Origin of the sequence: Streptomyces caelestis (genome assembly GCF_001279005.1) — a bacterium.
Lineage (GTDB): Bacteria > Actinomycetota > Actinomycetes > Streptomycetales > Streptomycetaceae > Streptomyces > Streptomyces heliomycini.
In genome coordinates, this window is the sequence record NZ_LGCN01000210.1 from 110925 (window position 1) to 125126 (window position 14202).

The following is a 14202-nucleotide window of genomic DNA, read 5'->3' on the forward strand; positions in this document are numbered from 1 at the left end:
CTGTCGAAACCGTTATGCGCGCGACCCATTGACACCCCCGCCACCGCGTCCTTACTGTCACGCCAGCATTTCGAACGCATGACGAAATATCGAACGTGTCGAACTGCGGACACCGACGACAAGGTCCACCATCACAGCGAGGGGCTAACTGCCGTGCGCATCACCGGAATCAGCACACACGTGGTCGGGACGCCGTGGCGCAACCTGACGTACGTCCAGGTGCACACCGACGAGGGCATCACCGGAGTCGGCGAGACCCGGATGCTGGGCCACACCGACGCCCTCCTGGGTTACCTGAAGGAAGCCGAGGTCAACCACATTCTCGGCTCCGACCCGTTCGCTGTCGAGGACCTGGTCCGCCGGATGAAGTACGGCGACTACGGCCGCGCCGGCGAGATCGTGATGTCCGGTATCGCCGTCGTCGAGATGGCCTGCTGGGACATCAAGGGCAAGGCCCTCGGCGTGCCCGTCTGGCAGCTGCTCGGCGGCAAGGTCACCGACAAGGTCAAGGCGTACGCCAACGGCTGGTACACCACCGAGCGCACCCCGGAGGCGTACCACAAGGCCGCGCGGGCGGTGATGGAGCGCGGCTACCGGGCGCTCAAGATCGACCCCTTCGGCACCGGCCACTTCGAGCTCGACCACCAGCAGAGCCTGTACGCGGTCTCCCTGATCGAGGCGGTCCGCGACGCCATCGGCCCCGACGCCGAGCTGATGCTGGAGATGCACGGCCGCTTCTCCCCCGCCACCGCCGTGCGCCTCGCGCACGAGCTGGCGCCGTTCAAGCCGGCCTGGCTGGAGGAGCCGGTTCCGCCGGAGAACCTCAAGGCGCTGGAGAAGGTCGCCGCGAAGGTCGACATGCCCCTCGCCACCGGTGAGCGCATCCACGACCGAATCGAGTTCCGCGAGCTCTTCGAGAGCCAGGCCGTCGACATCATCCAGCCGGACGTCGGCCACATCGGCGGCATCTGGGAGACCCGCAAGCTCGCCGCGACCGCCGAGACCCACTACATGCTGGTCGCCCCGCACAACGTCGGCGGCCCCGTGCTCACCGCCGCGTCCCTCCAGGTCGGCTTCACCTCGCCGAACTTCAAGATCCTGGAGCACTTCAACGACTTCGCGGACGCGGAGATCAAGAAGGTGGTCAAGGGCGCGCCCCAGGTGAACCCGGAGGACGGCTGCTTCCACCTCTCCGACGCCCCCGGCCTCGGCGTGGAGCTGGACGTCGACGCGGCGGCCGAGTTCCCGCAGCAGCAGGCCCGGTTCGACCTGTGGGCCGAGGGCTGGGAGACGCGCAAGCCCAAGGGCGCCAAGTGAGCGCGGGCCGCCCGGGAGGGACGCGATGAGCACCCAGGTCGTCATCGAGGGCCCCGGCGAGCACCGCCTGGTCCCACACGAGCCGCGCGAGCCCGGTGCGGGCGAGGCCCTGGTCCGGGTGCACGCCTCGGGCATCTGCGGCAGCGACCGCGAGGTGTACCAGGGCAACCGGCCCGAGGGGTACGTGCGGTACCCGCTCACCCCGGGCCACGAGTGGTCCGGGACCGTGGAGCGGGTGGGCGCGGGCGTGCCCGCCGCGCTGGTCGGCCGCAAGGTGGTCGGCGAGGGCTTCCGCAACTGCCAGGTCTGCGACCGCTGTCACGCCGGTGAGACGACGCTGTGCTCGGCGGGCTACGAGGAGACCGGCTTCACCCAGCCGGGCGCCATGGCCGCCACGCTGACCCTCCCGGCCCGGCTGCTGCACGTCCTCCCGGACGACGCCGACCTGAGCGCCGCCGCGCTGCTGGAGCCGGCCGCCTGCATCGCCGCCGCCGCGCTGAAGGCGAACGCCGTGCCCGGCGAGCGGGTCGCGGTGGTCGGCACCGGCACGCTGGGGATGTTCGCCGTGCAGTTCCTGCGGGCGGGCTCCCCTGCCGAGCTGCTGGTGGTGGGTTCCCGGGGCGACCGCGAGGCGCTGGCCCGGCAGTACGGGGCCACCGACTTCCGCACCAAGGACCAGGCGCTCCCGGACGACTTCGACGTGGTGATCGAGACCGCCGGGTCCGCGGACGCGGCCCGCACCGCGGCCTCGCTGCTGCGGCGCGGCGGGCGGCTGGTCCTCACCGGCATCCCGGCGCCGGGCGCCGACGGGCTCGACCCCACGGACCTGGTCGTACGGCAGCTGGAGGTGCACACCGTCTTCGGCGCTCCGCCGGACGCCTGGGCGCACACCGTGCGGGTGTTCGCCGCCGGGCTGCTCGATCCGCTGCCGCTGGTGAGCCACGAGCTGCCGCTCGCCGAGTTCCCGCAGGCCATCGAGCTGGTGGGGTCAGGCGATCCGAAGGTGGGCAAGGTCCTGCTGCGTCCCTAGTCCGTACGCCGGTACGGGGGCGACCTGACGGCCCCCGTACCGGCGTACGACCGGCCCTCCTCCCGCCCGACTCGCACCCCGAGCCGCGAACTTCGTCCGACATACCGAACCAAAGGACACCCTGTGACCGACGCTTCCGCCACGGCTCCCCGCAGACCCGGTGAGCAGATCCTCACCGCGCTCGGCATGAGCGCGCCCGCCCTCGACCCCGCCGACGCCTCGCCGCACACCTTCCCCGGCGGGGGCCGCTGGCGCACCGAGGTCCCCTCGTGCGAGGGGCCCGAGGCGCTGGCCGTGGTCCTGAAGGAGGCCTCGCGCCTCGACGTGCCGATCCACCGGATCAGCCAGGGCAGCGGTGTCTGGATGCTGACCGACGCCGAGATCACCGAGATGGTCGAGGCCACCGCGGAGCGCGACATCGAGCTCTGCCTGTTCACCGGCCCGCGCGGCACCTGGGACATCGGCGGTTCCACCCGTACCGACTCGGGCGGCGCCGGACTGCGCGCCCGGGGGCACGACGCGGTCGCCGGCTGCGTCGAGGACGCCGTGCGCGCCACGGAGCTGGGCGTCGGGTGCCTGCTCGTCGCCGACGAGGGCGTGCTGTGGACGCTGCACCGGGCGCGTGCGGCCGGGCTGCTGCCCGCCGACACCACGCTGAAGCTCTCGGCGCTCGTCGGACCGGTCAACCCGGCCTCCTTCGCGGTCTACGAAGGGCTCGGCGCGGACTCGATCAACGTGCCCAGCGACCTGACGCTCGATCACCTCACCGAGATACGACGGGTTTCGGCCACGCCGATGGACATGTACATCGAGGCCCCCGACGACCTCGGCGGCTATGTGCGGATGTACGAGGTCGCCGAACTCATCCGGCGCGGCGCCCCGCTGTACCTGAAGTTCGGCCTGGCCAAGGCGCCCGGCATCTACCCGTACGGGCACCACATGCGGGAGCTGACCCTGGCGACCGCGAAGGAGCGCGTGCGGCGCGGCCGGCTGGCCCTGGACCTGCTGGCCCGGCACGGCGCGGACGGCGACATGGCGCCGCTCGGTTCGCGGCTTCCGGGCGATCTGAGCCGGTTCGACATTCCGTCATAACGTTCCGGAAACTCGGCTTCACAGAAGTAGACACAGCCGCGCACAATCGCACACACCTCTTTCCCGGTGTCCTGCCTCACTCCCCCGGAAGCGTCTCGCCCGTCCGGACCGACCCCGCACCCACATCAAGGATGATGACCATGCGTAACCGCAGAGCCGCACTCGCCGCCGTCGCCTCGGCCGCCTCCCTCGCCCTCACCCTGACCGCCTGCGGCCAGAGCGGCGAGGGCGGCAGCGAGGAGAACAAGGGCGGTTCGGACGGGGCCACCGTCGGCATCGCGATGCCGACCAAGTCCTCCGAGCGCTGGATCGCCGACGGCGCCAACGTCGAGAAGGAGCTGAAGGCCAAGGGGTTCAAGACCAAGCTGGTCTTCGGCGAGGACGACCCGGACCAGCAGGTCTCCCAGATCGAGAACATGATCACGCAGGGTGTGGACGCCCTGATCGTGGCGGCGATCGACAACAAGTCCCTGGGCAACGTCCTGCAGCAGGCCAAGGACGCCGACATCCCGGTCGTCTCCTACGACCGGCTGATCCTCGGCACGGAGAACGTCGACTACTACGCCTCCTTCGACAACGAGAAGGTCGGCGAGCTGCAGGGCGGCTACATCGTCGACAAGCTGGGCCTGAAGGCCGGCAAGAAGGGCCCCTTCAACATCGAGCTGTTCGCCGGCTCCAACGACGACAACAACACCAGGTACTTCTTCAACGGCGCGATGAACGTCCTGAAGCCGTACATGGACAAGGGCCAGCTGGTCGTCCGCTCCAAGCAGACCGACCTCAACCAGGTCACCACCCTGCGCTGGGACGGCGGCACCGCGCAGAAGCGCATGGACGACCTGCTCACCTCCAGCTACCGCAGCGCCCGGGTCGACGCGGTGCTCTCGCCCTACGACGGCATCTCCATCGGCATCCTGTCCGCCCTGAAGTCGGACGGCTACGGCTCCGGCAGCAAGGCCATGCCCGTCGTCACCGGCCAGGACGCCGAGGTCGCCTCGCTGAAGTCGATCATCTCGGGCCAGCAGACCCAGACCGTCTTCAAGGACCTGCGCGAGCTCGCCAAGGTCGCCGCGAACATGGTCGACGCGGTTCTCGACGACAAGAAGCCCGAGGTCAACGACACCAAGTCGTACGACAACGGCTCCAAGGTCGTCCCCGCCTACCTGCTGCAGCCGGTCAGCGTCGACAAGTCCAACTACAAGCAGGTCCTGGTCGACGGCGGCTACTACACCGAGGACCAGCTCAAGTAACCGGGCCCCTTCAAGGATTGGAAGGCACGACCATGGCGGGACCCGTCCTGGAAATGCGCTCGATCGTCAAGACCTTTCCCGGCGTCAAGGCGCTGTCGGACGTCACGCTGACCGTCCGGAAGGGCGAGGTCCACGCCATCTGCGGTGAGAACGGCGCCGGCAAGTCGACCCTCATGAAGGTCCTCTCCGGCGTCCACCCGCACGGCAGTTACGAGGGGGACATCCTCTTCGAGGGGGAGCCCTGCGAGTTCAAGGACATCCGGGCCAGCGAGCAGCGCGGCATCGTCATCATCCACCAGGAACTGGCGCTGTCGCCGTTCCTCTCCCTCGCCGAGAACATCTTCCTCGGCAATGAGCACGCCACGCGCGGGTTCATCAACTGGAACGCCACCCTCAAGCACGCCACCGAACTGCTGCGCCGGGTCGGTCTGTCCGACCACCCGGACACCCGCGTCGCCGACATCGGCGTGGGCAAGCAGCAGCTGGTGGAGATCGCGAAGGCGCTCTCGAAGAAGGTGAAGCTGCTCATCCTGGATGAGCCGACCGCTGCCCTGAACGACGAGGACAGCGACAAGCTCCTCGATCTGATCCTGGAGTTGAAGGAACAGGGCATCACCTCGATCATCATCTCCCACAAGCTCAACGAGATCCGCAAGGTCGCCGACTCGGTGACGATCCTGCGGGACGGGCGGACCATCGAGACGCTCGACGTGAAGGCCGCGGAGACCAGCGAGGACCGGATCATCTCCGGCATGGTCGGCCGCGACCTGGAGCACCGCTTCCCGGAGCGCTCCCCGCACCGGCCCGAGGAGGGCGCCGCCCCGGCCCTGGAGGTCCGCAACTGGACCGTGCACCACCCGATCGACCAGCAGCGCAAGGTCGTCGACGACGTGTCCCTCGAGGTGCGGCGCGGTGAGATCGTCGGCATCGCCGGCCTGATGGGCGCGGGCCGCACGGAGCTCGCGATGAGCATCTTCGGCCGCACCTACGGCCGGTACGCCGCCGGCACGGTCCTCAAGGACGGCACGGAGATCCGTACGAAGACCGTCCCCGAGGCGGTGGCGCACGGCATCGCGTACGTCACCGAGGACCGCAAGCACTTCGGCCTGAACCTCATCGACACCATCAACCGCAACATCTCGCTCAGCGCCCTGAAGAAGGTGGCCAGGCGCGGTGTGGTGGACGAGCACGAGGAGCGGCAGGTCTCCGAGCGCTTCCGGAAGTCGATGAACATCAAGGCCCCGACGGTGTTCGAGCCGGTGGGCAAGCTGTCCGGCGGCAACCAGCAGAAGGTCGTGCTCAGCAAGTGGATCTTCGCGGGTCCGGACGTGCTGATCCTCGACGAGCCGACGCGCGGCATCGACGTCGGCGCCAAGTACGAGATCTACACGGTCATCGACAAACTGGCCGCCGAGGGCAAGGCGGTCGTCTTCATCTCCTCCGAGCTGCCGGAACTGCTCGGCATGTGCGACCGCATCTACACGATGGCCGCAGGAAGGCTGACCGGTGAGTTCTCGCGGGCCGAGGCATCCCAGGAATCGCTGATGCGTCAGATGACGAAGGACAAAGAGGTATCCCGATGAGCAGCACCGAAGTCACCGACAAGACCCCGGCGGCCGCGCCGCCGGGCGGGAACGGGGCGGGCGGCGGTGACGGCCTGCTCCAGCTGATGCTGGACGGCATGCGCCGCAACATGCGCCAGTACGGCATGCTGATCGCCCTCGGCCTCATCGTGGCGCTCTTCGCGGTGTGGACCGACGGCGACCTGCTGCTGCCGCGCAACGTGTCCAACCTGGTGCTGCAGAACAGCTACATCCTGATCCTCGCGATCGGCATGATGCTGGTCATCATCGCGGGCCACATCGACCTGTCGGTCGGTTCGCTGACGGCGTTCGTCGGCTCGATGGCCGCCGTCTTCATGGTGAAGAACGACCTGCCGTGGCCGGTCGCGGTGATCCTCTGCCTGGCCGTGGGCGCGCTGGCCGGCGCGATACAGGGCTGGTTCATCGCCTACGGCGGCATACCGTCGTTCATCGTGACCCTCGCGGGCATGCTGACCTTCCGCGGTCTCACCGAGATCTTCCTGGAGGGCCAGACCCTCGGCCCGTTCCCCAAGGGTCTGCAGACGGTCGCCAACGGCTTCATGCCGGAGGTCGGCCCGGAGACCAACTACCACAACCTCACCCTGCTCCTCGGCATCGGACTGATCGCGCTCGTGGTCCTCCAGGAGGTCCGCGACCGCCGCCGCCAGAAGGAGTTCGACCTCGAGGTCCTCCCCGCCAAGCTGTTCCTGCTGAAGCTCGTCGCGCTCGGCGCCGCCATCCTCGTCGTGACGATGCTGCTGGCCAGCTACAAGGGCGCCCCGATCGTGCTGCTGATCCTCGGCGCGCTGCTCGTCGGCTTCGGCTACGTGATGCGCAACGCCGTCGTCGGCCGCCACATCTACGCCATCGGCGGCAACCTGCCCGCGGCCAAGCTGTCGGGTGTGCGGGACAAGAAGGTCACCTTCCTGGTCTTCCTGAACATGGGCATGCTCGCGGCCCTGGCGGGTCTGGTGTTCGCCGCCCGCTTCAACGCGGCCTCTCCCAAGGCCGGCCTCAACTTCGAGCTGGAGGCCATCGCCGCCTCGTTCATCGGCGGCGCGTCGATGAGCGGCGGCGTCGGCACGGTCCTCGGCGCGATCATCGGCGGTCTGGTCCTGGGCGTGCTGAACAACGGCATGAACCTCGTCGGCATCGGCACCGACTGGCAGCAGGTCATCAAGGGCCTGGTCCTGCTGGCCGCGGTCGGCTTCGACGTGTGGAACAAGCGCAAGTCCGGTTCGTAAGTCAGCTCGGGCCCCGCCGGAAGGCGGGGCCCCTTCCTTTTCGGGAGCCGCACGGATGGAACTGAACAGACGCACGGTCATCGCAGGAGCCGCGGCGGCCGGTGTCGCCGCCACCACCGCCCTCGGCGGGACGGCGCACGCCTCGCCGGGCAGGGGGAAGCCGGTGAAGTCGCTCTTCGGCAGGCTCGCGGACGGCACCAAGGTCCACAGCTGGTCGCTGGAGAACGGCGGCACCCGGATGAAGGTCCTCTCCTACGGCGGCGTCGTCCAGTCCCTGGAGATCCCCGACCGCCGCGGCCGGTACGCCAACGTCTCCCTCGGCTTCGGCACCGTCGAGGAGTACGTCGCCTCCAGCCCCTACTTCGGCGCCCTGATCGGCCGCTACGGCAACCGCATCGACCAGGGCCGCTTCACCCTCGACGGGAAGCAGTACCAGCTCTCCGTCAACGACGGCGAGAACAGCCTGCACGGCGGGGCCCAGGGCTTCGACAAGCGGGTCTGGGACGTCGAGCCGTTCACCCGGGGCTCCGACGTCGGCCTGTACCTGTACCACACGAGCGTCGACGGCGAGATGGGCTACCCGGGCACGCTGCGCGCGAAGGTCACGTACACCCTCACCCGCGGCGGCGACTGGCGCGTCGACTACGAGGCCACCACCGACAAGGCCACCGTCGTCAACCTCACCAGCCACGTCTACTGGAACCTCGCCGGCGAGGGCAGCGGCTCCATATACGACCACGAGCTGTCCATCGCCGCCTCCCGCTACACGCCGGTCGACTCGGGGCTGATCCCCACGGGCGAACTGGCGCGGGTCGCGGCCACCCCCTTCGACTTCCGCCGGCCCAAGCCGATCGGCCGGGACATCCGCACCGCTCACCAGCAGGTGCTGTACGGGCAGGGCTTCGACCACAACTGGGTGCTCGACAAGGGCATCACCCGCCGTCCCGAGCAGGTCGCTCGCTTGCGCGACCCGTCCTCCGGCCGCACGCTGAGCATCGCGACGAACGAGCCGGGCCTGCAGTTCTACTCCGGCAACTTCCTCGACGGCACCCTGGTCGGCACCGGCGGCCGGGTCTACCGGCAGGGCGACGGGCTGTGCCTGGAGACCCAGCACTTCCCGGACGCGCCGAACCAGCCGTCGTTCCCGTCGACCGTGCTGCGGCCGGGGCAGACGTACCGGACGACGACGGTCCATTCGTTCGGGGCATGAGCCCCGGAGGACCGCCGCCGTCACATTTTCCTCACATGAGCTGAACGGCGGCGCGCCCCGCTCCGTACTCCCGGGTGGCCCGTGCTCCCCCGCACGGGCCACCCAGGCATGACGGGCCCGGCCCCCTCCCCGACGGGCCCGTCGCACACGGAGGATCCATGGCCGACAACGTCACCTCGTTGTTCCGCAGCACCGCGGCGCACAGCCCGTCGATGGCGGCGCTGACACGGGAGAGCGACGGGGCCGGCCCGGTGGACTTCTGCATCCCCTGCAACCCGTACTTCCCCACCCCCGCCATGTTCGAGGACCTGGCGGGCCGGCTGCGCGACATCGTCACGTACTACCCGAGCAGCGCCGACACCATCACGGCCGAACTGTGCGGCCTGCTCCAGCTGCCGCCGCAGTGCGTGGCGATGGGCAACGGCTCCACGGAGCTGATCACCTGGATCGACCACCTCCTGGTCCGTGAGTCCCTCGCCGTCCCGGTCCCCACCTTCGGCCGCTGGACCGACCAGCCCATGGAGACCGGCAAACGGGTCGACATGTTCCCCCTCCAGGAGGCCGGCGGCTTCGCCCTCGACCTCGCCCAGTACGCCGAGTTCATACGGGCCAGGGGCACCCGGGTGGCGGTGATCTGCAACCCCAACAACCCCGACGGCGGCTTCCTGCACAAGCACGCGGTCGTGCAGTTCATGGACGCCATGGCCGACCTGGACCTGGTGGTGATCGACGAGTCCTTCCTGGAGTTCGCCGACGCGGAGAACGAGCCGAGCGTGGTGCAGGAGGCGATGCTGCGCCCCAACGTCATCGTGCTGCGCAGCCTCGGCAAGAACTTCGGCCTGCACGGCATCCGCTTCGGCTACCTGGTCGCCAACCCCGCGCTCGCGGGGAAGATCCGCTCGATGCTCCCCAAGTGGAACCTCAACTCCTTCGCCGAGCACGTGGTGTTCATGCTGAAGGAGCACGGCGCCGAATACGCCCGGAGCCTGCACCAGGTGCGCCGCGACCGGATGGACATGTCCGGCCAGCTCTCCTCGCTGCCCGGACTGACGGTCTACCCGTCCCAGGGCAACTTCCTCTTCGTGCGCCTCCCCGTGGGCGCCGAGGGCACCGTGGTCCGGGACCGGATGCTCACCGAGCACCGGATCCTGGTCCGCGAGTGCGGCAACAAGATCGGCTCCTCCAGCCGCTTCCTGCGTCTCGTGGTACGCCCCCAGGTGGACGTGCGCCGCCTGGTGTCCGGCCTGGAACAGGTGCTCTACGGGACGTCCAGGAGGGGAGCCGCCGCGCCCGAGCAGGCTACGGGGACCGGCTACAGCTCGGGCACGGCGGCCGTGGACCGCCTGGTGAGCCAGACCAACGGGGCGGGCATGCGGGGGCTCGCCGCTCAGGCCGCCGGCGCCGGCGCCCCGGGGCTCGCCGCCGCTCCGTCCGTCGGCACCGGCATGCCGCTCCCCGCCGCCGCGTCCGCACCGGCGGTGGGCGCGGGCGGCGGGATGCCGGCGCCGGCCGCCGCCTCGGTGGTGACGGGGGGCGGGACGGGGGCCGGGGCCGGGGTGCCGGGGGTGCCGGGGGTGCCTCAGCCGATCGCTCAGCCGGTACCGCAGCCCGTACCGCAGTTCGTGCCGCAGCCCGCACCGCAGGAGGTCCCGCGGCCCGTCCCCCCGCCCGTGGCGCAGCCCGTGCCCCCGCAGGTTCCGGAGCCGCTCCCGCAGCCCGCGCAGCCGCTCGCGCCCGTGGCGCAGGCGGCACAGGTGACACAGGCGCCGATGCCCGCCGCGGCGGCGTACCCGGTGCAGACGCCGCCCGCCGGCCTCACCCCGCCCGGCGTCCCCGCCCGCGGCGGCCTGACGGCCGCCCAGGTCAGGGGCACCGACGGCCTCTCCGCGGCCCCGGCGACGGGCTGGCCGGGACCGCAGACCGCCTGGCCCGACGCGGCGGGGATGGGCCAGGTGGGCTGAACCCTCCTCAGGGGGCGGGGTGCCGCTCCGCCATCCGGCGGCAGCGCTCCCGCGCCTCCTCGATCCCGTCGCCCTCCGGCAGGAGTTCCCCGGCGGCGACGAGGGCCGACCAGTAGGCGGCGGGATCGCCGTCGTCCCTGACCCGCTGCCGCGAGGCGAGCCCCCGGTAGGCCCGGGCGAGCTCACCGGCGCGGAACCACCGCGACAGGCTGACGGCGAACCCGCTCGGAAGGCCCGCCCCGTACGCCGTGCACGCCGCGCCCAGCAGGTCCCGTATCCGCTGCTCGTGCGCGTCGAGCCGGCGGTCGACGACGAAGACGCCCCCGGCCTGGAGCAGGAGGGCGAGGACCTCCTCACCGCCGGGGCCCGTCCCGTCGAAGGCGCCCGCCGCCTCCTCCGTCGCCAGCCGCCGCTCGGCCTCGGTCCGCGTGATCCCCAGGGCCAAACAGGTGGCGAGTGCGGCGGCGCGCGGATCGCCGGTGGCCCGGACGAGACCGGCGCACACGTCGGCCTCCTCCCCGCCCGCGTGCAAGGCGTCCCGCGCCCTGTCGACCAGCGTGTCCAGATCCATCCGCCCCACTCGCCCTCCTGCCCCGTGCCCTGCGCCGGGCCGAGCCTCCACCGCCGGCGACCATGGGACCACTGCTGGAGGCCGGCGCCGTCGGCGGAGAAACGGCTCTCCCCATCCAACACCCTTCCGGTGGCGACGTTCACCAGCCGGTGGGTGTCGTCACGGAGCCGCCGAAGGAGGCCGCCCGCGCGGCCCCTCTCGACACCGGTCCCCTCCGGGCCCCCTTCAGCCGGACGCGGTGGCCGTCGGGGACGGGCAGGGCGAGGCGGTCGGGGAGGCGGTGGGGCCGGGGGACGGGGGCGCGGGCTCCGCGGAGCAGTCGTCCGGGTCGGTGGGCGTCGGGCTCGGGTCCGTCGGGTCCGGCGACGGGGTCTCCGTGGGGGACTCGCCGGGCGGCTGCGAGGGCTCCTGGCTCGTCGGAGGAGCCGTCGGGGAGGGCTCCGGGGACGGGGAGGACGGCGACGGGGACGGCGTCGGGGCGGAGGGCGACGGAGACGGCCGGGGGCTGCCCGGCGTGCTCGGGTCGGGACCGATGACGATGCCCCCGCCCTTGTTCCCGTTCCCCTTTCCGCCGTTGCCGCCGTTCCCGTCGTCGGCGGGCCCGGTCGCCGGGGTGGCGCCGCCCGCGCCGGGACTCCTCGGGATGACGCCCTCGCCGTCGGGGACGGTGTGGACCCCCCGGCTGTAGAAGTCCAGCCAGTACCTGACCAGCCTCAGGTAGGGGCGCGAGTGGTTGTAGCCGAGGACCGCCCGGTCCAGGTCCGCGGCCCGGCCCAGGTCCCGGTCGCCCGCGCACAGGTAGTGGCCGGCCGCCAGGGCCGCGTCGAAGACGTTGTTCGGGTCGGCGCGGCCGTCGCCGTTGCCGTCCGCGCCCCAGCGGGCCCAGGTGGACGGCAGGAACTGCATCGGTCCCACCGCGCGGTCGTAGACCGTGTCACCGTCGTGGACGCCCCCGTCCGTGTCCCGGATCAGGGCGAACCCCCGGCCGTCGAGCGGTGGCCCGGTGATCCGGCCCCGCGTGGTGCCGTTCCGGTCGACCGCGCCGCCGCGCGCCTGGCCGGACTCGACCTTGCCGATCGCCGCGAGCAGCTCCCAGGGCAGCCGGCAGCCGGGATCCGTCCTGCCGACCGAGGCCTCGGCGGCGCGGTAGGCGCGCAGCACGGTGGCCGGGATGCCCGACTGGGAGCGGAGGTCCCGCACGAGCGCCGGGGCGACCGAGGCGGCGTCCGGGGTCGCCAGGGGCGGGAGTTCGGTGTGGTAGGAGCCGTCACCGGGCGGAGCGGGATCGGCGTACGGGGCGCCCGCCGCCGTGCCGCGCGCGTCGTCGGCGGGCGGGGCGGCGTGGGCGTCCCGCGCGTCCCCGACGAGTCCGGGGGCCCGGGAGGCCGTGAGGGCCGCCATGGCCGCCACGGTGACGGCGGTCGTCCGCAGTCCCCTGCGGGTCCGGCCGGTGCGCGGACGTCGTGCGCGGCGTACGGGCATGGCTGTCACTCCTGTCGGATGCGGGGGCGGTCACGCCCGTGGGGTCCGTCGGTCGCACGGCCCTCAGCGGCCGAAGGTGTCGATGCCGGAGACGAGCCACCGTCCGTCGCGGTGCACGACGTCGACGGCGAGCATGGCGCCCGCGTACGCGCCCTCGTCCGAGGCGTCCGCGGCGTCCGAGGCGGTCTTGTCCCCGGCGGTGGCGACGCTGCTCTGGTCGGCGTAGACGAGGACCCGGGCGCGGTGGCCGTCGATCCGTTCGACCGCGCTCTCGGTGACCGTCGTGGTGATCACCGCCTTCTGCGCGTCGGCCCGCTCGCGGACGTCGGCGAGCAGGGTGCGGTGCTGGTCGACGGCCTTCCCCGTGAGGAGGTCCCGCGCGGCCTTCTGGAGGGCGCCGGGGTCGGTGTGGTCGTAGGAGAAGAGCCGGTCGACGGCCTTGGCCGTCCGTCCCTCGATCTCGCCGGTGCGGGCGAGGTCGGTCAGGGCGGTGTTGCGCCGCGCGGGGTCGTCCCGGAGCGCTTCGGCCTTCGCGTGCGCCCAGCCGGCGAAGCCGCCGAGGAGCACGGTCAGCGCGCAGAGCAGCGCGAGGCCCACCGGGCGGCGCGGCCGGACACGGGCCGCCCGTTCACCGGCCGCGGGCGCCTTCCCGTCCTGCCCGTCCGCTCCGTCCTCTCCGTCCGGCCGGGTGGGGGACGGGGAGACGGCGGGCGGCAGGACGGCCGTGCCACCCGCGCGGCCCCGGCCCCCGGCGCCCTGCGGGACCCCGGCGGAGGGGGTGGGCCGGGTCCCGCGGGCCTGGCGGCGCCGCTGGCGGTTGATGTGGTGGCGGGTCGTCGACATCGTGCTGTCCTCTCGGTGCGGCGGCGTGCGCGGTACGGAGCCGGGTCAGCCGGTCGGTGCGCCGCCCACGGGGGCCTGGCCCAGGGCGCTCAGCTTCCACCGGCCCCCGGTGCGGGTGAGTTCGCCGAGCATGCGGCTGTCCTTGTCGGTCTTCGCGCCGTCGGACGCCCTGACGGTGACGCGCAGGGCGATCAGCACCCGGGCGCGGCCCGCGCGGTCGTCGAGTTCGGCGACCGCGCCCGACAGCACCCGGGCCGTGGTGACCGTCTTCGCCGCTCTCACCTGATCCGCGAACTCGGCTCGTCCTGACTTCAGTTGGTCGTGCAGCTCACCGGTGGTCGACGACTCCCACAGGTCGAGGCCCTGGTTCAGGTCCCGGTGGTCGAGCGTGTTGAGGTTCTGCACGGCCTGCTCCCCGGCCGCGAGCGCCTCGTCCCGTTGCGCCGCGTACGCGGCCCGGTCGTCGTGGGCCGCGCCGTACCAGTCCTGCCCCGCCCAGGCCGCGAAGCCGCCCGCGGCGAGCGTGAGGGCGACGACCAGCGACGGCAGCGGCCGGGGGCGGCGTGCGGTGAGGACGCGGACCGCGCGTTTCATGGGGTGCTCCAGTCTCCCGCGCACG

The 14202-nt window shown here is 71.9% G+C and carries 12 protein-coding genes; 8 read left to right on the forward strand and 4 right to left on the reverse strand.

The annotated features are described in order from the left end of the window. Positions 1 to 153 precede the first annotated feature (153 nt). The 8 genes from ADK41_RS23805 to ADK41_RS23840 all read left to right on the forward strand — a co-directional run bounded on the left by ADK41_RS23805 (position 154) and on the right by ADK41_RS23840 (position 10687). Entirely contained in the window at positions 154 to 1317 is a 1164-nt protein-coding gene (locus ADK41_RS23805; RefSeq protein WP_030817967.1) for a mandelate racemase/muconate lactonizing enzyme family protein, read from the forward strand. Between the two features lie 25 nt (positions 1318 to 1342). After that, on the forward strand, positions 1343 to 2347 hold the full coding sequence (locus ADK41_RS23810) for a zinc-dependent alcohol dehydrogenase (protein WP_030817970.1): 1005 nt from the start codon (positions 1343 to 1345) through the stop codon (positions 2345 to 2347). A 123-nt stretch (positions 2348 to 2470) separates the two neighbouring features. Next, positions 2471 to 3439 (forward strand): hypothetical protein, encoded by a 969-nt coding sequence (locus ADK41_RS23815; RefSeq protein ID WP_030817974.1) that lies wholly within the window; start codon positions 2471 to 2473, stop codon positions 3437 to 3439. 140 nt (positions 3440 to 3579) lie between these two features. Continuing rightward, complete coding sequence (chvE, locus tag ADK41_RS23820) at positions 3580 to 4689, forward strand: multiple monosaccharide ABC transporter substrate-binding protein (protein WP_030817977.1); 1110 nt, start codon at positions 3580 to 3582, stop codon at positions 4687 to 4689. Between the two features lie 32 nt (positions 4690 to 4721). After that, positions 4722 to 6272, forward strand: coding sequence for a multiple monosaccharide ABC transporter ATP-binding protein (gene mmsA / locus ADK41_RS23825; protein WP_030817980.1), 1551 nt, complete (start codon positions 4722 to 4724; stop codon positions 6270 to 6272). Next, a complete protein-coding gene (gene mmsB / locus ADK41_RS23830) occupies positions 6269 to 7516 on the forward strand; it encodes a multiple monosaccharide ABC transporter permease (protein ID WP_030817983.1) in 1248 nt (415 codons plus the stop codon). The genes mmsA and mmsB overlap by 4 nt, the downstream gene beginning before the upstream one ends. A gap of 55 nt (positions 7517 to 7571) precedes the next feature. Next, positions 7572 to 8726: an aldose epimerase family protein gene (locus ADK41_RS23835; protein WP_030817987.1), complete on the forward strand. Its 1155-nt coding sequence runs from the start codon at positions 7572 to 7574 to the stop codon at positions 8724 to 8726. A gap of 158 nt (positions 8727 to 8884) precedes the next feature. Then, a complete protein-coding gene (locus ADK41_RS23840; protein ID WP_030817990.1) occupies positions 8885 to 10687 on the forward strand; it encodes a pyridoxal phosphate-dependent aminotransferase in 1803 nt (600 codons plus the stop codon). 7 nt (positions 10688 to 10694) lie between these two features. On the opposite strand, the gene ADK41_RS23845 is transcribed toward ADK41_RS23840, so the two are convergent. The 4 genes from ADK41_RS23845 to ADK41_RS23860 form a co-directional block, all read right to left on the reverse strand. Beyond that, on the reverse strand, positions 10695 to 11258 hold the full coding sequence (locus ADK41_RS23845; RefSeq protein WP_030817994.1) for a hypothetical protein: 564 nt from the start codon (positions 11256 to 11258) through the stop codon (positions 10695 to 10697). 225 nt (positions 11259 to 11483) lie between these two features. After that, positions 11484 to 12740 (reverse strand): lytic transglycosylase domain-containing protein, encoded by a 1257-nt coding sequence (locus tag ADK41_RS23850; protein ID WP_030817997.1) that lies wholly within the window; start codon positions 12738 to 12740, stop codon positions 11484 to 11486. Between the two features lie 63 nt (positions 12741 to 12803). After that, positions 12804 to 13583: a hypothetical protein gene (locus tag ADK41_RS23855; RefSeq protein WP_030818000.1), complete on the reverse strand. Its 780-nt coding sequence runs from the start codon at positions 13581 to 13583 to the stop codon at positions 12804 to 12806. Positions 13584 to 13628: 45 nt separating this feature from the next. Further along, positions 13629 to 14177, reverse strand: coding sequence for a nuclear transport factor 2 family protein (locus ADK41_RS23860; protein ID WP_030818003.1), 549 nt, complete (start codon positions 14175 to 14177; stop codon positions 13629 to 13631). Between the last annotated feature and the right edge of the window lie 25 nt (positions 14178 to 14202).